Consider the following 24,943-nt stretch of genomic DNA (forward strand, 5'->3'; position numbering starts at 1 on the left):
AGGGTCGCCTCAGCTCGACGGCTTGGTGCCGCAAAGCATTTCCCGTTTCCCGGCAAAACCCTTGCGGCGCTCCAGGTCAAAACCGGCGGCGATAAGGTTGCGGCGGACGAATCCGGCGGCGGCATAGGTGGCGAATGTGCCTTCTGGAGCCGTTTTGCCGAACAGCGTTTGCATGATCTCCAGCGACCACATGTCCGGATTGCGGGCAGGGGCGAAGCCATCCAGAAACCAGGCGTCGAAGCTTTCATTTCTGCCGGAAATGCCGGCGAGCGCTTCGCCGCACACCACCGTCAGACGCGTCTCGTCATCCAGTTCTATTGCCACATCGCCTTTCGGGTCATCGGGCCAGCGGGCGACCAGCGCCTTGCGCTCAGCGTCCACTTCCGGCCAGCGCGAAAGCGCCCGGTCGATCTCGTCGGCCTTCATCGGGTAGAGTTCGAAGGACATGAAGTGCAGCGTGGAGCGGCCGTTGCGGGCCTCTTTCCATTGACGCCAGGTCTCGCAGAGATTGAGGCCGGTGCCGAAACCGAGTTCGCCGATGCGGAAGACGCCCTCCCGTTCAAGCCAGCGTTGCGGCAGGCCGTTTCCGGACAGGAAGACATGGCCGCATTCCAGCCTGCCATCCGTCTGGCAATAAAAATGATCGTCAAAGGCCAGCGAATAGGGCATATCCCCCTCACGCCAGTCGAGCGCCGTGCGGGTTTCTCCGGTTGCCGAACTGGTATCCGCGATAGTGTCATTGGAATGTTTCATGGCTAAAGCCGATAATCCCGCTTTCGAACATGGTCAATCGTCAAGATCGGGGACATCAAGTTTGCCGGCTTCCGTGCCGCTCCTCATCGTCGGCGGCGGCATCATGGGGCTTTGGGCCGCCGTCAAGGCGGAGCGACTGGGCATAAACGCCCTGCTGGTGGAGGCGGGCCGCCTTGGTGACGGCGCAAGTGGCGGGCTTTTGGGCGCGCTGATGCCGCATATGCCGGACCGCTGGTCGGACAAGAAGCAATTCCAGTTCGATGCCCTTGTCGCGCTGGAAAAAGAGATCGCCGAACTGGAGGCTGAGACCGGGCTTTCCGCCGGCTATCGGCGGTGCGGCCGGATCATTCCGCTGCCGAAACCGCATCTGCGCACTATCGCCGAACGACACGAGCGGGATGCCGGGGAAAACTGGGTTTCGGGCGAACGCCAGTTCCATTGGCATGTCGGCGACAGCCCTTCCGTTCAGGGATGGGTGGATGAGGCGGCGGGGCAGGCGGGCTTCGTGCTCGATACGCTGGCGGCGAGGGTGTCGCCGCGCGCGATGATCGCCCTTCTGGCGGCTTTTCTCCTCAAGGCCCGGCATGTGCAGGTGGCGGAACAGTGCAGTGTGCTTTCACTCGATCCAGATGGCGGGCGGGCGGTGCTGTCGTCGGGTGACGAGGTTCTCTTCGGTCATGTCGTTGTTGCCAACGGACCTGCCTCCTTCCCCCTGATCCGCGATGCGCTCGGTCTCGACGCTGGTGTCGCGCTTGGGCAGGCGGTGAAAGGACAGGCCGCCCTTCTCGACGCGGCGGCCGACCCGGCCATGCCGGTCGTGTTCCTGAACGGCCTCTATATCGTGCCGCATGAGGATGGCACCGTCGCTATCGGCAGTACCAGCGAAGATTGTTTTTCCGATCCTTGCAGCACCGACGAAAAGCTGGAAAACCTGCTCGCCGAGGCCTATCGGGTCGTGCCGTCGCTTGCCCGCGCGCCGGTGCTGGAGCGCTGGGCGGGTCTGCGGCCGAAAGCGGTTGGAAGGGATCCGATGGTGGGGTCTGTTGCGGATCATCCGAAGCTCGTAGCGCTATCGGGCGGCTTCAAGGTCAGCTTCGGCATTGCCCATTTTCTTGCCGATGCGGCGTTGCAGGTCGTGTGCGGTCACACGCCAGTCATCCCCTCTGGGTTTCGCCTTCAAGAACACGTGAGTATTGCGTCTCGGACTTTAGAAAGTTCTGATTAGTTCGGTCCACGTCGTTAATCTGTTACGCAAATCGCTTACTTGCTGGCCTGCAAAGAGCCCCGTTTGGCCGCATTTGCGGCGAGGTGACAGCATGCGATACGCCATTCATTTCACGCCTTCCCCCAATGACCCCCTGACGCTGGCAGCTGCCGCGTGGTTGGGGCGTGATGCCTATTCGGGTCAGGCGGTGGAGCCTCCGGGTATGATCGATCTCGGCATGCAGGAGATTTCCTACCACACGGCCGTGCCGCGCCGGTATGGGTTCCACGGCACGATCAAGGCTCCCTTCCGGCTTGCCGAAGGCCATTCCGAGGCCGCGCTTTTGCGCGACCTGATGTATTTTTCCGGCAAGCAGGAGCCCTTCACCCTGCCGCAACTGGTGGTGGCAAGGCAGGATAATGTTTTCAGCCTCGTTCCCGAGCGTCCCTGCGAAGTGCTGCATTTTTTTGCGGCCCGCGTCGTGCAGGAATTCGACCGTTACCGTGCGCCGCTCTCCGAGGCGGAAATCGACCGAGCGGATCCCGACCGGCTTTCGGCGTCACAACTGACCAATCTGCATCGCTGGGGCAGCCCGCATGTGATGGACGAGTTCCGTTTTCAGATGTCGCTGACCGGCGGTGTCGAACCCGCGAGCAGCCAGAGGATCGAACGCGCGGTGCGCAAGGTTTTCGAGCCGCTTTTGACGCGGACGTTGCCATTTTCCAGCCTTGCGCTCTTTATCGAGGATGAACCGGGTGCGCCTTTCCGCGTGCACTCGCTTCATCCGATGGGCCGCGTTTCCGCCCGCAAGATCGCCTGAGAAACACCGCTCCGGAATCGTACACAAAAAAGCATCGGAATGTCGGCAAAATTCATCTCGACATTCCGGATGCGGATGCTACCGTCCGCGCATCGCATGTCTGAAGCGTGTCGAGTTCTCCCGTCCCGGGATTGCGCGCTTTGGAAGCTTGTTTTGCTTCTGTCTCCCAAAGCCGATTTCCGCCTTGGGAAAAGATGTTCTGGGTGGCTGAATGATTTCCGAAAACTACTCCCGTAATCTGGTGGGCTACGGCCGTAATGCACCCGATCCGAAATGGCCGGGCGGCGCGCGCATCGCCGTGCAATTCGTCATCAATTACGAGGAGGGCGGCGAAAGCTGCATTCTCGACAATGATAAGGCGTCGGAATCGCTCTTGTCGGAAATCGTCGGGGCGCAGCCCTGGCCCGGCCAGCGCAACCTGAACATGGAATCGATCTACGAATATGGTTCACGCGCCGGTTTCTGGCGGCTGTGGCGCATGTTCACCAGTCTCGGCGTCACCACCACCGTTTATGGCGTGACCACCGCCATGGCCCGCAATCCCGAGGCCGTTGCGGCAATGAAGGAAGCGGGCTGGGAAATCGCCAGCCACGGTTATCGCTGGCTGGAATACAAGGATTTTTCCGAAGAGGAAGAGCGCAAGCATATTGCCGAAGCTGTCCGCCTGCATACGGAGCTGACGGGCGAACGCCCCTTGGGCATGTATCAGGGCAAGCCTTCCGACAATACCCTGCGCCTTGTCATGGAGGAGGGCGGTTTCCTTTATTCGTCGGATTCCTATGCCGACGACCTGCCCTATTGGGTGAAGGGCGCAGGCGACGAGCCGTTCCTGATCATTCCCTATACGCTTGACACCAACGATATGCGTTTCGCCACGCCGCAGGGTTTCAATTCCGGCGATCAGTTCTTCACCTATCTGAAGGACGCCTTCGACGTTCTTTATCAGGAAGGGCTTGAAGGCGCGCCGAAGATGATGAGCGTCGGCCTGCATTGCCGCCTCGTCGGCCGCCCCGGCCGCGCCGCCGCCCTTCGCCGTTTCATCGAATATGTGTTGGGTCACGACAAGGTGTGGATCCCGCAGCGGATCGAGATCGCCCGCCACTGGCATGAAAACCACAAGCCGGTGGCTCCGTGATGGTAGAGCGGCAGGAATTTGTCGCCCGTTTCGGCGGCGTGTTCGAACATTCGCCCTTCATAGCCGAGCGTGCCTATGATGCCGGCGGGATCGACGCTGCCTTGACGGCGAAAGCGGTTCACGCGGCGTTGTGCGCCCAGTTCCGCGCCGCCTCCGAGGCGGAAAGGCTTGGCATTCTGCGGGCGCATCCCGATCTTGCCGGCAAGCTGGCGATTGCAGGCGAACTGACCGCCGATAGCCGCAACGAACAGGCGGGGGCAGGGCTCGACCGGCTTTCGCCGGAGGAGCATGCGCGTTTTACCAAGCTGAATTCCGCCTATACGCAGAAATTCGGTTTTCCGTTCATCATTGCGGTCAAGGGGCTGAACAGGCACGATATTCTCTCAGCCTTCGAGACGCGTATCGGCAACGATGCGGCGACGGAATTTACGACCGCGACGGCGCAGGTGGAAAAGATCGTCTGGCTGCGTCTTTCCTCGATGCTGCCGGAGAGCTGATTGGCGATCGGCGGCCGTTCCGCTATAGTCGCGCTGTCTGGAGATTGAAGCCATGAGACCTTCCGAGGTGCTGGAAAAGAACAGGGAAGCGATCCGCGAAGCGACGAAGCGCTTCAATGCGGCAAACCCGCGCGTGTTCGGTTCCGTCGCCCGTGGTGAGGACAGGCCGGACAGTGATCTCGATATTCTGGTGGACGCGCTGCCGGGGACGACTTTGTTCGATCTTGGCGGTTTGCTGGAGGAGTTGACGGACATCATGCGGGGCACAGAGATTCATCTGTTGACGCCCGGCGACTTTCCAGAGCGCGTGCGCTTGAGGGTTTTGCAGGAAGCAAAACCGGTATGAGTGTTGAGCGCCTGCAGGTTTATCTGGAAGAAATCAGGCAGGTAGCCTCCGAGACCGTTGACTTCATTCGGCTGAAAACAAAGCAGGAATTTCTGGCTGATCTCGTTTTGCAGCGCGCGGTGGCAATGAATCTTCTGATTGCCGGCGAGGCGACAGCGCGTGTCATGGAAGAATTCCCCGCTTTCGTGGCGGATTTTCCCGATATTCCGTGGACGAAAATGCGCGGCATGCGAAACCGGATCGCGCATGGTTACATGAACATCAATCTGGAGACGGTTTGGGATACGACTCAGACGGCCATTCCCGACCTTCTGGACAAACTCTCCATGCTTCGAAACTGGCATGCCCAAGGTGAATGACATTTGACTGATTTTCTCGAGATAAGGCCTCTTACCAAAGAGGCATTTGCATCCTTCGGTGACGTGATCGAAATAACGCCCTCTTCCATGCGGCACATCAATGGCGGCCAGACCGAGCGACACCACGCGCTTGCTACCCCGGAAGCGGCGGGCGAGGGCGCGCGTATCATCCTCAATATTTTCCGTGGGCAGCCGCGCTCCTTTCCCCACGCAATCGAAATGATGGAGCGGCATCCGCTCGGTAGCCAGAGCTTTTCGCCGCTTTCCGGAAGGCCTTTCCTGGTCGTCGTCGCCGAGGACGAGGGCGGCAGACCCGGCCGGCCGCAGGCTTTTCTGGCGCGTGGCGATCAGGGCGTGAACTACCGCCGCAACGTCTGGCATTACCCCTTGATGCCGTTGCAGGCGATATCGGATTTTCTGGTTGCCGATCGCGAGGGGCCGGGCAACAATCTGGAAGAGCATTTTTTCGACACGCCCTATATGATCGCGGAGCCTGACCCATGACCGGTTTGACCACCCATGTCCTCGATGCCGCCCATGGCACGCCCGCCGAGGGGCTGACGATAGAGCTTTACCGGCTCTCGAGCGATCGCCGGGAGAAGATCAAGACGGTCAAGACCAATAGCGACGGCCGAGTCGATGGCGGGCCGCTGCTTGTCGGCGACAGCTTCAAGGCCGGGGAATACGAGCTGGTTTTCCATGCCGGCGACTATCTGCGCCGCAAGGGTGTTGCCTTGGCGGAGCCGGCCTTTCTCGACATCATCCCCATTCGTTTCGGCATTGCCGACGAGAGCGGCCATTACCATGTGCCGCTTCTGCTTTCGCCCTATAGCTATTCCACCTATCGAGGAAGCTGACCGCCATGATCTTTGCCGCCATTGCCGATATTCACGGAAACTGTGCCGCGCTTGAGGCCGTGCTTGAGGATATTGCGAGGCTTGGCATCGAGGATATTGTCAATCTCGGCGATTGTTTCAGCGGTCCGCTGGAGGCGGGTTTCACCGGCGATGTGCTTGTTGGTAATTGGATACCCAGTATTCGCGGCAATCACGACCGGGAATTGATCGAGCGTGCGCCGGAAGAGATGGGCAGCTGGGAAAGGCCGGCCTATGCGCAGATGACCGCTGCGCATCTGGACTGGCTGCAAACCCTGCCGTTCAGCATGGTCTTCAAGGACGTCGCCTATTGCTGTCATGGTTCGCCGCGTAACGATCTGGATTATTGGCTGGAGACGCTTTCGCCGGAAGGGGTTTTGAAATTGCGGCCGCTTGCCGAAATCGAGGCCATGGCGGAAGGCATAGATCAGCCGCTGATGTTATGCGGCCATACGCATATCGCCCGCACCGTGCAGCTTTCCGATGGCCGGTTGATCGTCAATCCCGGCAGTGTCGGTTGTCCCGGCTGGAAGGATGACACGCCGTTCGACCATCATGTCGAGGCCGGTCATCCGCTGGCCAGCTACGCTGTGCTGGAAGAGACGCCACGCGGCTGGCAGGTCTATTACCGGCAGATACGGTATGACAATCTTGCCATGTCCGAGATGGCGAGGGTCAACGGCATTCCGTATCTGGCCGATGCGCTGGAGAACGGTTGGCTTCGTAACGAGACTTGAATCATCTAGAGAGTTGTACTATTTATTGTACAACTCTTATCGAGGTTCATCATGCGCACAGTTATGTTTTCAAAAGCACGCGAATCCCTTGCATCGCTTCTGGATGAAGTGTCGCAGGACCGTGTTGCCTTGGAAATCGTCCGGCGCGACAAGCCGTCCGCCGTTCTTATTGATAAAGACGAATACGAGGGCTTGATGGAAACCCTGCATCTCTGCTCGTCGCCGGAGAATTTCGCCAGACTTAGAAAGTCGATGTCCGACGTAGACGCGGACGTTTTCGAAAGCCACGATCTCATCGACTGATTTTTCAAACCCATCGCGCATGAGTGCGAGCTTCTATCAGGAGAAACTCTCATGCAGCAAAAGGGCGAGATAGCTCTCGGCTGGAGCCAACAGGGCTGGGAAGATTATCTTCACTGGCAGCAATATGACCGCAAGACGCTGGAACGCATTAACGAACTCATAAAGGATTGCCGGCGGCATCCGTTTGAAGGCATCGGAAAAGCCGAGCCGCTGCGTTTCCAGTTGAAGGGGCGCTGGTCACGCAGGATTTCGCAAGAACACCGGCTTGTCTATGAGCTTCGCGGGGAAGGGGAAAAAGCTGTCCTCATTATTCATCAATGCCGCTTCCACTACTGATCCTCACCCCTCACTGGTCATCACCACGCAGGCGTAGGACTGCGCCTTCAGTTCCTTGCAGGCGGAAACCGCCGAGGACTGGTCTTCGAAGCCGGTGAAGCGGGCGCGGTAGAGCGTTGCCGAGCCGCTTTGCACCGCTTCGGTGTAGGGGGCGATCCCCGAATAACTTCCCGCAATGTCGGAACGGGCGTTGGCAAGCAGCGAGCGGGCGGCGGCTTCGCTGTCGGTGGCGGCGATCTGCACTTCCCAGCGGCTGCGCTGGTTCGTGGACTGGGCGATCGACGGGTTAGCGGGCGCGGGTTTCGGGATGGCCGAGACCTGGATCATGTCCGCCATCTCGTTGTTGGCCGTGGCGATCTGCATGGCGACCGGATCTTCGCGGCGTTCCGCAAACATCGGCAATGGTACGGCTGCGGGCGGTGCGTCGAAAGTGCGGCTGACATTGGCGCTCGCCACCAGCTGTTCGGTATTGCGGCTTCTCGAAGCCTGCGGCACGGCCTTCTCCAGCAATGCGGCCATCTGCGTGTCGCGGCTGCGCGCGGTCTTGCCGCCCAGCACGACGCCGACGACGCGGCGGCCATTGTGATTGACGGCGCTGACGAGGTTGAAACCCGACGCATTGGTGTAGCCGGTCTTGATGCCGTCCATGCCCTGATAGCGATACATCAGATTGTTGTGGCCACGGATGCGCTTGCCCCGGAAACTGAAGGATTCCATGGCGAAGAGGCCATATTCTTTCGGAAAATCCCGTTGCAGCGCAAGGCCGAGCCGCGCCATGTCGCGCGCCGTCGTCACCTGCGATTTGCTGGGCAGGCCGGAGGCGTTGCGGAAGACCGTCTTCGTCATGCCGAGCTGGCGGGCCTTGCGGGTCATCATCTGCGCGAACCTTGCTTCGGAGCCGCCAAGATGGTCGCCCATGCCTTCCGCCATGTCATTGGCGGATTTGACGATCATGCCATAAACGGCCTCGCGCACCGTGAAGGTCTGGCCCTCACGCACATAAAGCTTCGAGGGAATAACGGCAGCGCCGTTCCTGGACATCTTTATCTTCTGGTCCCAGCGAAGCCGGCCGGCGTGCAGCGCCTCAAAGGTCATGTAAAGCGTCATCATCTTGGTCAGGGAGGCAGGGTGGTTCAGCACATCGGCATTGCGCGCGGCCAAAACCTTGCCGGTATTGGCATCCATGATGAAATGGGCGTAACCGGCCTGAGCAGGCGATGCCTGCAACGAGAGGATCGCGCAAAAGAAGGTGAGCGCGAAGACCCATGCACCCGCCATTCCCCGTTTGATCGTTCCCGACATGGTTCACCCCTTTTTGTTCGATCGCCCTGATTGGCGAAGTTTTACTGACACTTTCCGGCAACAAAACCGCTAAAACTTTAGAGATCGCTTTCATGCTTAATTAAGTATGAATTTCAACCCACCTGCGGTCCCCACAATTTCCTTGAAAAGAAACCAACCATCCGGTATGTTTTGAAGCATGAAAAATGCTCATGAACGCAAGAAGCAACCCGAGATCGTGCGCCGCAGTCTTCTCGATTGCGCGGCGAAACTCGCGGCCGATCAGGGTGTTGCGGCACTTTCCGTGCAGGCGGTGGCGGATGCTGCGGGGGTGACGAAGGGTGGCCTGTTTCACCATTTCGCGTCCAAGCAGGCCTTGCTGGAAGCTGTCATGGCAGACCTTCTGGGGGCGCTGGATGCGGAAATCGACGTGCTCGTCTCACAGGATTGTGAAGCTTACGGGTGCTTCACACGGGCTTATGTGAACGCCGTCTTTGCCGATCGCGACCGAGAATCGGGCAGGCAATGGGCTGCGCTATCGGTGTCGATGGTCGGCGAACCGTCTCTCAGACGCATGTGGACGGGCTGGTTCGAGGGGCGTCTCGACCGTCATAAAGACACGGATGAGGGGGTGGTACTGGAACTGGTGCGGCTTGCCACAGACGGCATCTGGTTTGCCGATCTGATGGTCGATGACGGCAGGGCAGGTGGCGACAGGGCGGCTCTCAAGGCCCGGATGATCGCTCAGACGAAAAAGGAAACGAAACGATGAACGCGGCTGTTTTTACCTATGGGGCGCTTGTCGCGGCCATTGTCTGCGAAGTTATCGCAACTTCCTTCCTGCAACAGTCGCAGCAATTTACCAAGCTGCTGCCGACGGTGCTGATGGCGCTGTTTTATGGCGCGGCCTTTTATCTCCTGTCGTTCACGCTGCGGGCGCTGCCGGTCGGCGTCGCCTATGCGATCTGGAGCGGGCTCGGCATCGTGCTGATTTCCGCCATCGGCTATTTCGTATTCCGCCAGACGCTGGATTTTGCTGCCGTGGTCGGTCTCGGTTTCATCATCACCGGCGTGGTGATCGTCAATGTGTTTTCGAAGACGGTGGGGCATTGAAGAGCTGTTGCTTGTGGAGGATGGCCATCTCCTCCGTTATGCCGGACTAGATCCGGCATCCAGCCACGGCGCGTCTGCGCCGTGAAAGGGTCTTACGCGATCAAAGACTTGATCGCACTGGACCCCGGCTCAAGGCCGGGGTGACGGAGTGCGGATGATGCTACTCCGCCAATTCATTTCGCTGCGAAATGATGCAGCCGATCTTCGAATCAATTCTCCGCAGCTTCCAACATCACGCCAGAATGCTGCGATCCACATCGGTGATCAACCTCTTCCCGCAAAGCGCCATGCTGATATCCATCTCCTTGCGGATGATCTCAAGCGCTGTCGTCACGCCCTGCTTGCCATCCGCGCCGAGGCCATAAAGGAAGGGGCGGCCGATATAGGTGCCCTTGGCGCCGAGCGCGACTGCTTTCAGCACGTCCTGACCGGAGCGGATGCCGCCATCCATATGCACCTCCACCTTGTCGCCGACGGCATCGACGATCTTCGGCAACATGGCGATGGACGAATGCGCGCCGTCGAGCTGGCGGCCGCCGTGGTTGGAGACGATGATGGCGTCTGCGCCGGTATCGAGGGATGCGCGCGCATCTTCCTCGTCAAGGATGCCCTTGAGGATCAGCTTGCCGCCCCAACGTTCTTTGATCCATTCGACATCCTTCCACGACAGGCGCGGATCGAATTGTTCCGCCGTCCAGGAGGACAGCGACGAGAGGTCGGAGACATTTTTGGCGTGGCCGACGATGTTGCCGAAGCTGCGGCGTTGGGTGCGCAACATGTCGAGGCACCATTTCGGCCGCGTCGCCATCTGCCAGATGTGTTTCGGGGTGAATTTCGGCGGGGCGGAAAGGCCGTTGCGCAAATCCTTGTGGCGCTGGCCAAGCACTTGCAGGTCGAGCGTCAGCACCAGCGCCGAGCATCCTGCCGCCTTTGCCCGGTCGATCAGATTATTGACGAAATCCCGGTCCTTCATCACGTAGAGCTGGAACCAGAAGGGTTTCGAGGTGACGGAGGCGACATCCTCGATGGAGCAGATGCTCATGGTGGAGAGCGTGAAAGGCACGCCGAATTCCTCTGCCGCCTTGGCGGCCAGCATTTCGCCGTCGGCGTGCTGCATGCCGGTCAGCCCGGTGGGGGCAAGCGCCACCGGCATCGAAACCTTCTGGCCGATCATTTCGGTGGCGAGCGACCGGTCGGTCATATCCACCAGCACGCGCTGGCGCAGCTTTATCTTGGAAAAATCCTCCTCATTGGCGCGGTAGGTGCCTTCCGTCCAGGCGCCGCTATCGGCGTAGTCGAAAAACATTTTTGGCACACGGCGTCGCGCCTGTTGCTTCAGGTCCGCTATGGTGAGGATTTTGCCCATGGATAAAGCCTTCACATTTGAATGATGGCTTCACATAACATGAATTTGGCGGGTGCAACATCAAAATCGACGGGGTTTCAACCCCAGAAAGCCCGCAGGAACAGCTCGCAGCCCAGCAGCAGCAGGCAGATGAGGAACCAGCGCCGGAACGTCGCCGGGCTGACGATGCTGCGGATTTTCTGCCCGAGCCACATGCCGAGAAGCGCCGGCAGGACAGCGAGTGCGGAAAGCGACAGGTGCTCGACGCGGAAGGCATCCTGAGAGGCGAGGCCGGCGGCGAGCGCAATCGTCGACACGGTGAAGGATAGGCCGAGCGCCTGCACGAGATCGTCACGGTTAAAGCGGAGCGACTGGATATAGGGCACGGCGGGCACCACAAAAATTCCGGTGCCGCCGGTCAGAAGGCCGGTCGCCAGCCCGATGGCCGGGGAGAGCTTCGGTTCCAGCCTCGCGGGAATGGCGAAGGGCTTCGCAAAAAGGCTATAGGCCGCGTAAGCCGCGAGGCACAATCCGAGCGCCGAGGTGGTCCAGACGCCGGTGCCTGATGTCATCAGCCGGATGCCGAGAAGCGTGCCGACGGCAATGGCGATCATCATCGGCCACAGCCGTGTCACGATTGCCCTGAAATCGGGTCCGGCCAGCAATTGCCAGATATTGGTGATGAAAGAGGGCAGGATGAGCAGGCCTGCGGCAACGACCGGCGGCATGAAAAGGCCGAGAACACCCATGGCGACGGTCGGCAGGCCCATGCCGGTGACGCCCTTGACGATGCCGGCGACGATGAATGTCGCGACAATCATGAGTATGGTGGTTGTGTCTAAATCCGGCACGGGCGCACTCCAGAAGTCATTCGCATTTTGGCTGACCGGTGTCAGGCAATCATAGGAAGCGAGTGGGTGCGGCACGGTTTCTTCTCCCCGTCCGGGGAGAAGGTCGCGGCAGCGGGATGAGGGGGCAAGGGCAGAGATAGATCGAGAGCTTGCCCCCTCATCCGGCCCTTCGGGCCACCTTCTCCCCGGCGGGGAGAAGAAAGCAGGCAGCACCTGCTCGTTCCAATATGTTGCTGATATAGACGAGGTGGTGACCGAATGTTTCGGCCTAAACCGAACTATGCAAGCGCGCTCTTCATCGCCTTGCCGGCCACGTAGGTCTCGACGACGGTGCGGTCGTCGCCCATGGTCAGCATCAGGAACAGTTCTTCGGTCAGGCTTTTCACCACTTCCATCTTCAGCGCCATGGCGGGCGTGGAAGAGGCGTTGAGCACCGTTATGTCGGCGTCCGTGCCGGCGTCCAGCGTGCCGATGCGGTCGACCATGGAAAGCGCCTCGGCATTGCCGCGCGTCATCAGATACCAGCTTTCCAGCGGGTTCAGGCGCTCGCCCAGCAATTGCTGGATCTTGTAGGCCTCATCCATGGTGCGCAGCATGGAATAGCTCGATCCGCCGCCAATATCGGTCGCGACAGCGATCCGCACCGGCTTTTCGCGCCGTTGCAGCTTCTTCATCGGGAACAGGCCGGAGCCGATGAAGAGGTTCGAGGTGGGGCAATGCACGGCCACCGCACCGGTTTCCGACAGCACATCCGCCTCGCGGTCCGACAGGTGGATGGCGTGGCCGAGCAGGGTCTTGTTGCCCATCAGGCCGTAGCGCACGTAAATGTCGGTGTAGTCAGTCGCTTCCGGGTAAAGCTCGCACGTATATTTGATCTCGTCCAGATTTTCGGAAAGATGCGTCTGGATGAACAGGTCAGGAAATTCCTGCGCCAGCGCCTGAGCCGCTTCCATCTGCTTCGGGGTGGAAGTGATGGCGAAACGGGGCGTGATGGCGACGTGGTTTCGGCCCTTGCCGTGCCAGTCGGCAATGACGGCGCGGGTCTCATCATAGGAGGTTTCCGGCGTGTCCAGCAGGCCCTGCGGGGCGTTGCGGTCCATCATCACCTTGCCGCCGACCATCAGCATGCCGCGCTTGATAGCCTCTGCAAAAAAGGCGTCGGCGGAGGTCTTGTGCACGGAGCAATAGGCGACGGCCGTAGTGGTGCCGTGGCGCAGAAGCTCATCGTAAAAATGCGTGGCAATACGCTCAGCATGCGCGGTTTCGACGAAGCGGCATTCTTCCGGGAAAGTATAGGTGTTCAGCCATTCCAGAAGGTTGGCGGCATAGGAGCCGATGACCTGCATCTGCGGGAAATGCAGGTGCATGTCGATGAGGCCGGGCACAATGAGATGCGGCCGGTGATCCTTTTCCTCGATCTCTTCCGGTGCCTGCTTGCGAATATCGACATAGTCGCCGATGGCGGCGATCCTGCCGTCTTCGAGAAGCAGGCCGCCATCCTCTATGTAGAGATAGCTTTGCGTATCGTCGATGGAGAGCGGCGCGCGGCGGAAGCTCAACAGGCGGCCACGCAGCAGAACCATGCTCATTCGGTTTTTTCCTTGGCGTCTTTGCCCCCGGCAACGGCGCTTTCATACCATGCGGTCAGCACTTTGCGCTCTTGCGGGGTGATGGCGGTGATGTTGCCGGGAGGCATGGCATGGCTGCGGCCGGCTTGCAAATAGATTTCGCGGGCGTGTGCGGCGATCTGCGCGTCCGTTTCCAGCTTCACCGATTTCGGTGTGAAGGGCACGCCTTCCCATACCGGCTCGGCGGCATGGCACATGGAACAGCGGCCCTGCACCACGTCGCGGGCACTGGCGAAATGGGCATCGCTGACGAATTGCTGCTGCATCGGCGAAAGCGTCGCGGCCTTCTGTTCCTCTTCGCCGGTCAACACCTTCGGCACGGTGGAAAGCCACATGATGACGATGAAGATGAGGGCGGTCAGGAGCCAGGTCCATGTCGGCTTGCCCTTGCGGGCATGGGTGGTGTTGAACCAGTGGCGGATGGTGACGCCCATCAGGAAAACGAGTGCGGCGATGATCCAGTTGAACTGCGTCGCGAAGGCCAGCGGATAGTGATTCGACAGCATGAAGAAGATGACGGGCAGCGTCAGATAGTTGTTGTGCAGCGAGCGCTGCTTGGCGATACGGCCGTATTTGGGGTCCGGCGTGCGCCCGGCGATCAGGTCGGCCACAACGATCTTCTGGTTGGGAATGATGATGAAGAACACATTCGCCGACATGATGGTGGCGGTAAACGCACCCAGATGCAGGAAGGCGGCGCGGCCGGTAAAGACCTGTGTGTAACCCCAGGCCATCGCCACCAGCGCGACGTAGAGCACGATCATCAGGCCCCAGGTGTTGTTGCCAAGCGGCGATTTGCAGAGGAAATCGTAAAACAGCCAGCCGATGGCAAGCGAGGCAAGCGACAGACAGATGGCCTGGAACTGGGTGAGCGCCAGCACCGAATGGTCGATGAGGAAGAGATCGGCGCCGCCGTAATAAACGATGCAGAGCATGGCAAAGCCGGAAAGCCAGGTGGCGTAGCTTTCCCATTTGAACCATGTCAGGTGCTCGGGCATCTGGGCAGGCGCCACCAGATATTTCTGGATGTGATAAAAGCCGCCGCCATGCACCTGCCATTCCTCGCCATAGGCCCCCGGCGGCAGATGCGGCCGTTTGACCAGCCCGAGATCGAGCGCGATGAAATAGAAGGATGAGCCGATCCAGGCGATGGCGGTGATGACGTGGAGCCAGCGGACGGCAAAGGCCATCCATTCCCACGCAATGGCATATTCGTACATGCGGTTCCCCTGATCCTTGTGCGGCGCACCTTGCGAGAAATTTGACCGTTAGGGAAGGGAAAAGCAAACGCTACGCGATGATTGTTCACAATTCGGTTCGCTTGTGTTCACAACATCGGTTGACGTGGATTGCCCGAGGCGATGAGCCCGGTAAAGTTGTAATGGAGGGTCGCTGCCGCTTAGTTTGTGCTTAGCTGGCTAACGCGACTCAGCTATTATCCCTTGGGCAGTCTGTTGATGTGCTAAAATATATGGCTGCGGAGCCTTGGAGCGCCGGCGTCCGAAAGGACGCTACAGAGGACGCTCTGACATTTCTAAGTGGCGCACCGTTCCTGTCGAAAATCGGGATCGATTTTCGGGCCGATGCGTAGGGCTTCGATGACATGTTTTCGCTGGCGGTTCATTCCGAAAGCGGGCGCTGCGAACCCCGGGGGCGGGCAGTTCAGGGGCGGGTGTTGCAGTTTCCGGTGCCGTTGCGTCCGGGTGTGCATTGATGCTTGGATTTTGAATGAAGTGACGCAATGACCTTCCGGCAGCCGCCGTTGTTTTCAACGGAGACCATGCCGATGCGCCTTGTTCTGACGGTCCTTTTTCTGCTGCTGGCGTTAAGCGCCACGGCGCTTGCCCATGAATCCCACAAGGGGTTCAAATATGAGAGCTATTGCTGCAATGGCGACGCCGAAACCGGCGATTGCCAGATGATTCCCACGCGAAGCGTTCGCGTCACGCAGGACGGCTACGAAGTCTCGCTTGCACCCGGCGACCATCGGCTGGTGACGCGACGCCATGTCTTCAACTGGTCGCAGCGTGAGGCAAGACGGTCCGAGGATGGTGAATATCACCTCTGCCTGTTTCCGGATGAGGACACGCCACGCTGTTTTTATGCGCCTGATATGGGATTCTGAGATGTTTGCGGCCGGCTTTCTTCGATCCGCTTGAGTATCCAGTCGCGAAACAGCCTTATCTTGCGAATGTTCCTGCGGTTTTCAGGGTAGACGAGCCAATAATGCTTTCCTTCACTGCTGAGGTGCTCGAAAGGCTGATAGAGGCGGCCGAGTGCAACCTCGTCCGCATAGAGTTCAGGGGTGAGCATGGCCACCCCTTGGCTGGCGATCGCCGCTGCGGCCTCGAAGGCCTGCACATTGAGACGGCTGCGGGGAAAACGGCCTAGTTCCGGATTTTCGATGCCTACTTCCCGGAACCACTGGCTCCACCAGATGTCGCCGGGATCGATGATGCGCAGGCGCAGAAGATCTTCCGGCTTTTGCAACCCGCCAATGCTATCGGCAAGGCTCGGATGCAGCATCGGCGTATAAACGCCCGGCAACAGCCGATGATAGATCAGCCCTTTGCCATCGTCGCTGCTCCAGCGGATGGCGACATCGCAGTCGGATTGGGCGAAATCGATCAATGTGTTCGAAGTGTCGAGCCGCACGGCGATAGAGGGATGTTCAAGCTGGAAAGCACCGAGATGCCGCGAAAGCCAGCGGGATGCGAACGTGGCGGTGGAGTGAATCGTCAAGGTCGCGTCGGAGGTGTCGCGGACATTGTCGACGGCCTCCCGTAAACTGTTGAAGGCTTCCGCAACCTTCGGCGCCAGTTTCTGCCCGGCCTCGGTCAACGCAACCTGCCGCGCTTTTCTGATGAAAAGCGGCTCGCCGATGTTCTCTTCCAGCAGTTTCACCTGATAGCTGACCGCCGTCTGCGTCATGCCCAGTTCCTCGCCAGCCCTGGTGAAGCTCAGATGCCGGGCGGCTGCTTCAAACACGCGCAGGGCGTTCAGGGGGAACTGGCGTGACATTTTCATGGATAAGTTCTCTTTATGCCAACGGCCAAAGGTTTCATTGGTTTTTATTCAGAAAACAAAGCATTTTTAGCCCAGTTCATCAACTGAGCTTCTAACACTTTTTTGAATGGAGACGAACATGCGCACAGCACTCTTGCGCGCGTGGTCCCGCCTGCGCGCGGGTCTGCGGACAGCGGAACGGTTTGCCCTTGAAAGCCTTGCGCCGGACAATCTGGCCGATGAAAGCCTGCCCGACGGGCTCAGGCGTGATCTTGGTCTTGAGGATGGCCGCGTTGATTTTCGTTGCGACGGGTTTCGGCAGCGGAAAATGCTTGCAGCAACTCGGCTGCCACAAGGGCCGCTATGATTGAAGGCCGCTTGTCCCTGACGCCATAACCGCCGATGGGCAAAATGAGTTTTGCAAGGCGGGAAGGGGGCTCTCCCTCCCGCTCCAGCCAATGGGCGAAGGTGGCGCGTTTGGTCTTCGAACCAATCATGCCGACATAAGCGAGATCGTCGCGGGCAAGTGCTTCCCTGGCGATGAGGAAATCAAGGGCGTGATCGTGGGTGACGATGATCGCAGCCCCGTTTGCCGGAATTTTCGCGACGATCGCCTCCGGCATGGGCGTCAGCACGGATGCGACGCCGGCTGAAAGATCGCGCAATTCGTTTTCACGCGTTTCCACGACAGTGACGGTCAAAGGCAGGAGCGACAGGGCCTCAGCCAGCGCCTTGCCGACGTGACCGGCCCCGAAAATGAAGATGGCGGGCTGTTGTTCGGCTTCGCCCTTCAGCCTTGCCTTGAGTGCGGCCGCGAGTTCCACCGTTACCCGCCTGAACCGGAGCAGGGTGCGCCCGCCGCAGCATTGGCCGATTTCGGGCCCAAGCGGAATATCCATGCGGTCTTCGGCGGCACCTGTTCGCAACATGGCGCGAGCATGGTCTATCGCCATATATTCGAACTGCCCGCCGCCGATGGTTTCCCACAGCGCCTCCTGGCTGACCAGCATGAAGGTTCCCGCCTCGCGCGGGGATGAGCCTTTGACGGCTTCGATTTCCACGAGGATCGCGGCGGGGGCAAGGGCGAGAAAATCGGATAGTGAGGTGTCAGGCATTGGTGCTGGCCCCCTCATCCGGCGCTTCGCGCCACCTTCTCCCCGGCGGGGAGAAGAGATTTGTCGCACTCTTGCGAATTTTCCCAAAGGCCGTTGATGTGCGCGAAACGGTGGCTCCGGGTTTGTTCTCCCCGCCGGGGAGAAGGTGGCGCGAAGCGCCGGATGAGGGGGCCTGGCCGCATGGATACGTCCTCACACCTTCTTCAACCGTTCCACTGCCATCAGAACCCGTTCAGGCGTTGCCGGCGCATCGAGGCGTGGGCAGACCTTGTAGTCGGCCACGGAGGCGACGGCCATGGAGAGCGCTTCGAGAACCGAAATCGCCAGCATGAAGGGCGGTTCGCCGACGGCCTTGGAGCGGCCGATGGTAGGTTCGGCATTCTCCGACCATTCCGCCAGCTGGACGTTGAAGATTTTCGGCCGATCGGAGGCGAGCGGGATCTTGTAGGTGGAGGGGGCGTGGGTGCGCAGCCGCCCCTTGCCGTCCCACCACAATTCTTCCGTCGTCAGCCAGCCCATACCCTGTACGAAAGCGCCTTCCACCTGGCCGATATCGATGGCCGGGTTCAGCGACTTGCCGACATCGTGGAGGATATCGGTGCGTTCCATCATATATTCGCCGGTCAGCGTATCGATCGACACTTCCGAACAGGCCGCGCCATAGGCGAAATAATAAAACGGCGTGCCGCGACCGGCGGCGCGATCCCAGTGGATTTTCGGCGTCTTGTAAAAACCGGCGGCGGAAAGCTGCACGCGGGCAAAATAGGCCTTTTTGATGAAATCGTTGAAGGCGATTTCCTCCAGCCCGATCCGCACACGGTTCGGCAGGAAGACGACCTCTTCTTCGGGAACATCCCAGTTCTCGGCAGCGAATTTGACCAGCCGTTCGCGGATCTGGCGGGCGGCGTCATAGGCCGCCATGCCGTTGAGGTCCGTGCCGGAGGAAGCGGCGGTGGCGGATGTGTTCGGCACCTTGCCCGTGGTCGTGGCTGTTATCTTCACCCGGCCGATATCCACCTGGAAGGCATCGGCAACCACCTGCGCCACCTTGGTGTAGAGGCCCTGGCCCATTTCCGTGCCGCCATGGTTCAGATGGATCGAGCCGTCATTATAGATGTGCACCAGCGCGCCCGCCTGATTGAAGGCGGTCATGGTGAAGGAGATGCCGAATTTTACCGGGGTGAGCGCGATACCCTTGCGGATAACAGGGCTGGTTTTGTTAAATTCGACGATCGCCTGCCGGCGCGCACGGTATTCGCTGGAGGCTTCCAGTTCCTCGACGACGCGGGCGATGATGTTGTCCTCGACCTCCTGATGATAGGGGGTCGTGGTGCGGTCCGAGCCGGTCTCGCCGTAGAAATTGAGCTTGCGGATATCGAGCGGGTCCTTGCCCACCGCATAGGCGATTTCCTCGATGAAGCGCTCAGCCCCGAGCATGCCCTGCGGACCGCCGAAACCGCGAAAGGCGGTGTTGGAAACCGTGTGGGTTTTCAGCGGCCGGGATGTCAGATGCACATGCGGATAGAAATAGCTGGAATCGGCGTGAAACAGCGCACGGTCCGTGACCGGGCCGGACAGATCGGAGGAAAAGCCGCAGCGTGCCGCATAGGTGGCGTCGACGGCGTGGATGCGGCCTTCTTCATCGAAGCCAAGTTCGTAATCGACGCGGAAATCGTGGCGCTTGCCGGTGGCCGTCATGTCCTCGTCGCGGTCCGGGCGGATCTTCACGGCCCGGTTCAGCTTCTTGGCGGCAATGGCGCAAATGGCCGCGAACTGGTTGCCCTGCGTTTCCTTGCCGCCGAAGCCGCCACCCATGCGGCGCACCTGCACCGTCACGGCATTGGACGGCACCTTGAGCATATGGCTGACGATATGCTGGATTTCGCTTGGATGCTGGGTGGAACTCCACAGCGTCACCTCGTCATCCTCACCCGGCACGGCCATGGCGATATGGCTTTCGAGATAGAAGTGCTCCTGCCCGCCGATCCGCATCGTGCCGGTCAGGCGGCGGGGCGCCACGTCCATTTCCAGTCTGGCGTCGCCGCGCTTCAATGTCATCGGGTCGATGACGAGCGCGCCGCCATTTTCAATCGCCGTGTCGATATCGGTGAAATGCGGCAGGTCCTTATAGACGATCTTCGCCTTGCGGGCGGCCTTTCTGGCGACATCGCGGGTTTCAGCGAAGACCGCGAAGATCGGCTGGCCGTGGAATTCGACCTTGGTTTCGGCCAGCAGCGGCTCGTCATGACGCCCGCCGGAGGAGACGTCGTTTTCGCCGGGCACGTCCTTGGCCACCATTACCCAGAGCACGCCGGGTGTGGCCTCCACTTCGGAAAGGTCCATCGAGACGATTTCGGCATGCGCCCGGTCGGAAAGGCCAAGCGCGCCGTGAACGAGGCCGGCGGGTTCGGGAATATCGTCGATATATTCGGCGCTACCCGTCACATGTTTATGGGCGGAATCGTGCCGGAGCGAGGCGTGCACCGGGCCGTCGATTTCCGTCTTGGTCTTGTCGAAGCTTGTGGTGTCCATGATTCAAGCTCCTCCTTCGTGAATTGCAGCATATGGCAGCGATAATAGGCCCTCATTCCCGTGCTTGTCACAGGAATCCAGCCAGCCCAAGTCCTTGGGCTGAAGGGAGCCTTTCGCCACGCAGACGCGTGTCGGCTGGATTCCTGTGACAAGCACAGGAATGAGGGAGGTGGGGAGGTTTGCTCTTTCCATGATCAAGCCTCCGCCAGTGCGAAGCGGCTGAGTTCATGCTTTTCGCCCGAAGTCTCAAGGAAGAACCGCGTCAGCAGGTTCTTGGCCGTCAGTTGCCGGTACTCGGCGGTGGCGCGCCAGTCCGTCAGCGGGGTGAAATCATCGTCCAGCGCACCACGCGCCGCGTCGATCGCTTCCTGCGACCAGGGCTTGCCGAGAAGTGCCGCCTCAAGATGTGTTGCCCGTTTCGGTGTGCCCGCCATGCCGCCAAAGGCGATGCGGATGTCTTCGACCGCGCCCTCGGCGTCGAGCGTCAGATTGAAGGCGGCGCAGAGAGCCGAAATATCCTCGTCGCGGCGCTTGGATATCTTGTAGACGGCATAGTGGCTTTCGGGTTTCTGAAACGGGATGAAGAGTTTTTCGACGAATTCGCCGCTCAGCCGGTCCTGTTTGCCATAGTCGATGAAGTAGCTTTCCAGCGGCACGGTGCGGTTGCCGGAGGAGGAGCGCAAGGTGAGCGTCGCGCCAAACGCGATCAGCGCCGGTGGTGTGTCCCCGATGGGCGAACCGTTGGCGATATTGCCGCCGATGGTTCCCATGTTGCGCACCTGCTCGCCGCCGAGGCGGTCGAACAGCCGGGCAAGCGGCGGGAAATGCTGCGCGACGGTCTTGAAGGCCTGGCTATAGGTGACACCGGCGCCCAGCGTTACGCCCTCCTCGCCCACGGTAATGCCCTGCAAGTCGCCGAGATTGTTGATGAATATGACCGGGTTCAGCGCCCGCATCTGTTTGGTCACCCACAGGCCGACATCGGTGCAGCCGGCCACGATGGTCGCCTTGGGTTCTGCAGCGTAGATTTCGGTCAGGGCAGAGAGCGTTGCCGGAATGATGGTGCGGTCCTCGCCGCGCGTCACCACGATCGTCTCGTTGGCGCTGATCGCCCAGAGCCTCGCCATGATATCGGTACGGTCGCGTTGCAGCGGGTCGAACAGCGCGCTCGGGCGGGCGGCTGCGATCTTTTCGGCAGCCCGCACGATCGGCTCATAACCCGTGCACCGACAGAGATTGCCTTGCAGCGCCTTTTCGATGTCGGCGCGGGCGGGGCTTTCGCTGGAAAGCCAGAGACAGTAAAGCGACATGACGAAGCCCGGCGTGCAGAAACCACATTGCGAGCCGTGGAAATCCACCATCGCCTGCTGCACGGGGTGAAGCGTGCCGTCGCGGGCGGCCAGATGCTCAACCGTCACGATATGGGTGCCGTGCAGCGAGCCTAAGAAGCGGATGCAGGCATTGACGCTTTCATAACGCAGCGAGCCATCGACAAGCCGCCCGACCAGCACCGTGCATGCGCCGCAGTCGCCCTCAGCACAACCTTCCTTCGTCCCGGTCAGCCGTCTTTGCAGGCGGAGATAATCGAGAAGCGTGTCTGTCGGTCCGAAACCCTTAAGCGAAACGGTTTCGCTGTTGAGGATGAAGCTGATTGCGTCGTTCATGCACTGCCTTGCTTTTTATCCGGTTGAGCCGGTTCCTAATCTACTATCTATGCACGCCCGCGCGTGTATATCGATTTCCGTTTTGGCAATTCATTGTTTCCAAAATGGAAAGAAACGCCGTTGATTATTGTGCCGTCCAGCCGCCATCCACGGAAATATGCGTGCCGGTGATGTTGCTTGCGGCGTCGCTTGCCAGAAACAGTGCTGCGGCCGCCACATCATCGACGGTGACGAATTGCTTGGTCGCCTGCAATTCCAGCATCACGTCGTTCTTCACCGCCTCTTCGCTGATGCCGCGCACCTTTGCCATTTCCGGTATCTGTTTTTCGACGAGAGGCGTCAGCACATAGCCGGGACAGATGGCGTTGACGGTAACGCCGGTCTGCGCAAGTTCCAGCGCTGCCGTCTTCGTCAGGCCCATGATGCCGTGCTTGGCCGCCACATAGGCCGATTTGAACGGCGAGGCGACGAGACCGTGGGCAGAGGCGATGTTGATGATACGGCCTTTGCCAGCCTTCTTCATCAGCGGTATCGCGGCGCGCATGGTATGGAACGAACTCGTCAGATTGATGGCGATGATCCAGTCCCATTTTTCGGGCGGAAAATCCTCGATCGGGGCGATATGCTGGATGCCGGCATTGTTGACGAGTACATCCACCGAGCCGAGTTTTTCATGGGCGGAATGGATGAGATCGGCGATCTCGTCCGGTTTCGTCATATCCGCCGGGTGGTAAAGCACGCGCCCACCGCTTTCGGCTTCCAACAAAAGGCGGAGTTTTTCGATCTCGTCTTCGTCGCCGAAGCCGTTCAGCACGATATTTGCGCCCTCTCTCGCAAATGTCTGGGCGATGGCAAGGCCGATACCGCTTGTGGAGCCTGTCACGATAACTGTCCGATGCATGCTTTCCCCTTTTTGCATTACTTCGCACATGTTTAACCAACGTATGCCCAAAGGGGGCTGGCTGGCAATCGCGATTTAGAGCGCCATTTCGGGGGAGGCCCGCCGGGGACACGATATGGCACGCCCATCCATTTTTTCGAAGCTAAGCATCCAGATTTTGCGCCAGATTTTGCATTTGCCTGAAGGGCCGCCCGTCCCTATCTCTCAGGCAATCAAACAGAGGTATCGCCTATGGAACTCGGTCTTTACACTTTCGCGGATGTCAATCCCAACTCCACCGATGGCCGTGGACCGGAAGGTGCGCGCCGGCTGCGGGAACTTCTCGAGGAGATCGAGCTTGCTGATCAGGTCGGGCTCGATGTCTTTGGCCTCGGCGAACATCATCGCCCGGATTATGTCGTGTCCTCACCCTCCACCGTGCTTGCGGCGGCGGCGGTGAAGACGAAGAACATTCGCCTGACAAGCGCCGTCTCGGTTCTGAGTTCGGACGATCCTGTTCGGGTCTTCCAGCAATTCTCAACCGTCGATCTCCTGTCGAACGGCCGTGCCGAAATCATGGCCGGGCGCGGCTCCTTCATCGAATCCTATCCGTTGTTCGGTTACGACCTCGAAGACTACGACGTGCTGTTTTCCGAAAAGCTCGATCTGCTTTTGGCGCTGCGTGAAAACGAGATCGTCACCTGGTCCGGCACCAAACATCCGGCCATCAATGGGCGCGGCGTCTATCCGCGTCCGTTGCAGGAGCGTCTGCCGGTGTGGATCGCGGTTGGCGGCACGCCGCAATCGGTGGCGCGGGCTGGCGCGATGGGACTGCCGGTGGCGCTTGCCATCATCGGCGGCGAATATCGCCGTTTCGCGCCGCTGTTCGATCTCTACCATGAGGCCGCACGCCGGGCGGGGCAGGAAAAGACCAAGCTGCGTACCAGCATCAACGTGCACGGCTTCATTGCCGACACCACCGACAAGGCGGCGGACCAATTCTACGGACCGCAGGCGGAGGTGATGAACCGCATCGGCCGCGAGCGCGGCTGGGGTCCGACGAACCGCGCGCATTTCGATGCGGCGCGTGGGCCGGAGGGCAATCTCTTCCTCGGCGAACCGGAGCTGGTGGCGGAAAAGATCATCAAGGCGCACGGCGTTTTCAGGAACGACCGTTTCCTGTTGCAGATGGCCATCGGCCTGATGCCGCATGACCAGATCATGCGCGGCATCGAGCTTTATGGTACGAAAGTCGCCCCAATCGTCAGAAAAGAATTGACGGGGAGTGCCGATCCGGTGAAAGCCACGGCCTGATTATTACCAAGGCGGGTATCTCGATACCCGCCATTCAGAACGACGGACGGAAACATGGTCATCTCCACCGATGAAGAACTGGTTTTGCTGAAGGATATCGGCCGCATTTGCGCCGTGGCCATGCAGACCATGGCGGACGCGCTGGAGCCCGGCATCACCACTGCGGAGCTGGATGCGATCGGTCGCAAGGTGCTGGAGGATAGTGGCGCGCAATCGGCGCCGGAGTTTTGCTACAAGTTTCCGGGTGCGACCTGCATCAGCGTCAACGAGGAAGTGGCGCACGGCATTCCCGGCCCCCGCATCATCAAGGCGGGCGATCTCGTCAATATCGATGTCTCGGCGGTGAAGAACGGTTTCTTCGGCGATACGGGTTCGTCTTTCGCCGTGCCGCCGGTCAAGAAGGACATCGAGCGGCTTTGCCGCGATGGCAGGCGCGCCATGTGGACAGGCTTGCAGCAGGTGAAAACCGGGCGGCCTTTCGCCGATATCGGCAACGCCATCGGTGCTTTTGCGAAAAAGAACCGTTACACGCTGATCACCAATCTGGCGAGCCACGGCATCGGTCGCTCCCTGCATGAGGAGCCGAAGGAGCTGGCGACCTGGCCGGACAAGGGCGAGCGGCGCATCATGCAGGAGGGCGTGGTGTTCACCGTCGAGCCTTTCCTGTCGACGGGTGCCTATTGGGCCGAAGACGGCGATGACGATCCCTGGACGCTCTACAGCGATCCGAGTGCGCCGACCGTTCAGTACGAACATACCGTGGTTGCGACGAAGAACGGGCCGCTGGTGCTGACGCTCGCCGAGTGACAGATAAAGAAGGCTTATAACGCCAATCAAAATAACTGGCTT

27 protein-coding genes are annotated in these 24,943 nt (G+C 59.9%); 16 read left to right on the plus strand and 11 right to left on the minus strand.

Annotation, left to right across the window (positions count from 1 at the left end):
• Nucleotides 1-9 precede the first annotated feature (9 nt).
• Complete coding sequence (mnmD, locus tag QSK43_RS21215; protein WP_332305143.1) at nt 10-753, minus strand: tRNA (5-methylaminomethyl-2-thiouridine)(34)-methyltransferase MnmD; 744 nt, start codon at nt 751-753, stop codon at nt 10-12.
• Between mnmD and QSK43_RS21220 the strand changes: the two genes are divergently transcribed.
• From QSK43_RS21220 to QSK43_RS21270, 11 genes are all read left to right on the plus strand, one after another.
• A complete protein-coding gene (locus tag QSK43_RS21220) occupies nt 752-1,978 on the plus strand; it encodes an NAD(P)/FAD-dependent oxidoreductase (protein WP_332305144.1) in 1,227 nt (408 codons plus the stop codon). The two genes, mnmD and QSK43_RS21220, sit on opposite strands and share 2 nt — an antisense overlap.
• 91 nt (nt 1,979-2,069) lie before the next feature.
• Nucleotides 2,070-2,777, plus strand: a complete 708-nt coding sequence (locus QSK43_RS21225) for a DUF1045 domain-containing protein (RefSeq protein WP_332305145.1) — start codon at nt 2,070-2,072, stop codon at nt 2,775-2,777.
• A 211-nt stretch (nt 2,778-2,988) separates the two neighbouring features.
• The gene (gene puuE, locus QSK43_RS21230) at nt 2,989-3,912 is read left to right on the plus strand and encodes an allantoinase PuuE (RefSeq protein ID WP_332305146.1); all 924 of its coding nucleotides are present in this window, start codon (nt 2,989-2,991) and stop codon (nt 3,910-3,912) included.
• On the plus strand, nt 3,912-4,409 hold the full coding sequence (uraD, locus tag QSK43_RS21235; RefSeq protein ID WP_332305147.1) for a 2-oxo-4-hydroxy-4-carboxy-5-ureidoimidazoline decarboxylase: 498 nt from the start codon (nt 3,912-3,914) through the stop codon (nt 4,407-4,409). The genes puuE and uraD overlap by 1 nt, the downstream gene beginning before the upstream one ends.
• Before the next feature lie 52 nt (nt 4,410-4,461).
• The gene (locus tag QSK43_RS21240; protein ID WP_332305148.1) at nt 4,462-4,755 is read left to right on the plus strand and encodes a nucleotidyltransferase family protein; all 294 of its coding nucleotides are present in this window, start codon (nt 4,462-4,464) and stop codon (nt 4,753-4,755) included.
• Nucleotides 4,752-5,114: a HepT-like ribonuclease domain-containing protein gene (locus QSK43_RS21245; protein ID WP_332305149.1), complete on the plus strand. Its 363-nt coding sequence runs from the start codon at nt 4,752-4,754 to the stop codon at nt 5,112-5,114. The genes QSK43_RS21240 and QSK43_RS21245 overlap by 4 nt, the downstream gene beginning before the upstream one ends.
• A 3-nt stretch (nt 5,115-5,117) precedes the next feature.
• Nucleotides 5,118-5,618 (plus strand): ureidoglycolate lyase, encoded by a 501-nt coding sequence (locus QSK43_RS21250; RefSeq protein WP_332305150.1) that lies wholly within the window; start codon nt 5,118-5,120, stop codon nt 5,616-5,618.
• Nucleotides 5,615-5,971: a hydroxyisourate hydrolase gene (uraH, locus tag QSK43_RS21255; protein WP_332305151.1), complete on the plus strand. Its 357-nt coding sequence runs from the start codon at nt 5,615-5,617 to the stop codon at nt 5,969-5,971. The genes QSK43_RS21250 and uraH overlap by 4 nt, the downstream gene beginning before the upstream one ends.
• Before the next feature lie 5 nt (nt 5,972-5,976).
• Complete coding sequence (locus QSK43_RS21260; protein WP_332305152.1) at nt 5,977-6,726, plus strand: metallophosphoesterase family protein; 750 nt, start codon at nt 5,977-5,979, stop codon at nt 6,724-6,726.
• A 51-nt stretch (nt 6,727-6,777) separates the two neighbouring features.
• On the plus strand, nt 6,778-7,029 hold the full coding sequence (locus QSK43_RS21265) for a type II toxin-antitoxin system Phd/YefM family antitoxin (protein ID WP_332305153.1): 252 nt from the start codon (nt 6,778-6,780) through the stop codon (nt 7,027-7,029).
• 51 nt (nt 7,030-7,080) lie between these two features.
• Nucleotides 7,081-7,365: a Txe/YoeB family addiction module toxin gene (locus QSK43_RS21270; protein WP_332305154.1), complete on the plus strand. Its 285-nt coding sequence runs from the start codon at nt 7,081-7,083 to the stop codon at nt 7,363-7,365.
• 3 nt (nt 7,366-7,368) lie between these two features.
• Here QSK43_RS21270 and QSK43_RS21275 read toward each other — a convergent pair whose 3' ends face one another.
• Nucleotides 7,369-8,643, minus strand: coding sequence for a D-alanyl-D-alanine carboxypeptidase (locus QSK43_RS21275; protein ID WP_332305214.1), 1,275 nt, complete (start codon nt 8,641-8,643; stop codon nt 7,369-7,371).
• 202 nt (nt 8,644-8,845) lie between these two features.
• Between QSK43_RS21275 and QSK43_RS21280 the strand changes: the two genes are divergently transcribed.
• Together QSK43_RS21280 and QSK43_RS21285 are read left to right on the plus strand one after the other, a co-directional pair.
• A complete protein-coding gene (locus tag QSK43_RS21280) occupies nt 8,846-9,418 on the plus strand; it encodes a TetR/AcrR family transcriptional regulator (RefSeq protein WP_332305155.1) in 573 nt (190 codons plus the stop codon).
• Nucleotides 9,415-9,759, plus strand: coding sequence for a DMT family transporter (locus QSK43_RS21285; protein ID WP_332305156.1), 345 nt, complete (start codon nt 9,415-9,417; stop codon nt 9,757-9,759). The genes QSK43_RS21280 and QSK43_RS21285 overlap by 4 nt, the downstream gene beginning before the upstream one ends.
• Before the next feature lie 232 nt (nt 9,760-9,991).
• Here the strand turns inward: QSK43_RS21285 and QSK43_RS21290 are convergent, their stop codons facing one another.
• The 4 genes from QSK43_RS21290 to puuD form a co-directional block, all read right to left on the minus strand.
• On the minus strand, nt 9,992-11,125 hold the full coding sequence (locus QSK43_RS21290; RefSeq protein ID WP_332305157.1) for an alpha-hydroxy acid oxidase: 1,134 nt from the start codon (nt 11,123-11,125) through the stop codon (nt 9,992-9,994).
• Between the two features lie 77 nt (nt 11,126-11,202).
• Nucleotides 11,203-11,925 carry a sulfite exporter TauE/SafE family protein gene (locus tag QSK43_RS21295; RefSeq protein WP_332305215.1) on the minus strand — a complete coding sequence of 241 codons (723 nt, stop codon included), beginning with the start codon at nt 11,923-11,925 and terminating at the stop codon, nt 11,203-11,205.
• 308 nt (nt 11,926-12,233) lie between these two features.
• Complete coding sequence (gene guaD, locus QSK43_RS21300; RefSeq protein ID WP_332305158.1) at nt 12,234-13,544, minus strand: guanine deaminase; 1,311 nt, start codon at nt 13,542-13,544, stop codon at nt 12,234-12,236.
• A complete protein-coding gene (gene puuD / locus QSK43_RS21305) occupies nt 13,541-14,803 on the minus strand; it encodes a urate hydroxylase PuuD (protein WP_332305159.1) in 1,263 nt (420 codons plus the stop codon). Before puuD ends, guaD begins: the two co-directional genes overlap by 4 nt.
• A 566-nt stretch (nt 14,804-15,369) precedes the next feature.
• Between puuD and QSK43_RS21310 the strand changes: the two genes are divergently transcribed.
• Nucleotides 15,370-15,708: a hypothetical protein gene (locus tag QSK43_RS21310; RefSeq protein WP_045019206.1), complete on the plus strand. Its 339-nt coding sequence runs from the start codon at nt 15,370-15,372 to the stop codon at nt 15,706-15,708.
• Here the strand turns inward: QSK43_RS21310 and QSK43_RS21315 are convergent.
• The 5 genes from QSK43_RS21315 to QSK43_RS21335 form a co-directional block, all read right to left on the minus strand.
• The gene (locus tag QSK43_RS21315) at nt 15,684-16,610 is read right to left on the minus strand and encodes a LysR substrate-binding domain-containing protein (RefSeq protein ID WP_332305160.1); all 927 of its coding nucleotides are present in this window, start codon (nt 16,608-16,610) and stop codon (nt 15,684-15,686) included. The two genes, QSK43_RS21310 and QSK43_RS21315, sit on opposite strands and share 25 nt — an antisense overlap.
• A gap of 239 nt (nt 16,611-16,849) precedes the next feature.
• Complete coding sequence (xdhC, locus tag QSK43_RS21320; RefSeq protein WP_332305161.1) at nt 16,850-17,704, minus strand: xanthine dehydrogenase accessory protein XdhC; 855 nt, start codon at nt 17,702-17,704, stop codon at nt 16,850-16,852.
• Between the two features lie 192 nt (nt 17,705-17,896).
• Entirely contained in the window at nt 17,897-20,236 is a 2,340-nt protein-coding gene (gene xdhB / locus QSK43_RS21325; protein ID WP_332305162.1) for a xanthine dehydrogenase molybdopterin binding subunit, read from the minus strand.
• 194 nt (nt 20,237-20,430) lie between these two features.
• On the minus strand, nt 20,431-21,900 hold the full coding sequence (xdhA, locus tag QSK43_RS21330) for a xanthine dehydrogenase small subunit (RefSeq protein ID WP_332305163.1): 1,470 nt from the start codon (nt 21,898-21,900) through the stop codon (nt 20,431-20,433).
• 124 nt (nt 21,901-22,024) lie between these two features.
• Nucleotides 22,025-22,801 carry a 3-hydroxybutyrate dehydrogenase gene (locus tag QSK43_RS21335; RefSeq protein ID WP_332305164.1) on the minus strand — a complete coding sequence of 259 codons (777 nt, stop codon included), beginning with the start codon at nt 22,799-22,801 and terminating at the stop codon, nt 22,025-22,027.
• A gap of 231 nt (nt 22,802-23,032) precedes the next feature.
• On the opposite strand from QSK43_RS21335, the gene QSK43_RS21340 reads away from it, so the two are divergent.
• Nucleotides 23,033-24,094, plus strand: coding sequence for an LLM class flavin-dependent oxidoreductase (locus QSK43_RS21340; RefSeq protein WP_045019167.1), 1,062 nt, complete (start codon nt 23,033-23,035; stop codon nt 24,092-24,094).
• Between the two features lie 54 nt (nt 24,095-24,148).
• Entirely contained in the window at nt 24,149-24,901 is a 753-nt protein-coding gene (map, locus tag QSK43_RS21345; RefSeq protein WP_045019165.1) for a type I methionyl aminopeptidase, read from the plus strand.
• Nucleotides 24,902-24,943 lie beyond the last annotated feature (42 nt).

The sequence above is a fragment of the Rhizobium sp. GR12 genome, assembly GCF_036596185.1.
Classification (GTDB): Bacteria; Pseudomonadota; Alphaproteobacteria; order Rhizobiales; family Rhizobiaceae; genus Agrobacterium; species Agrobacterium nepotum.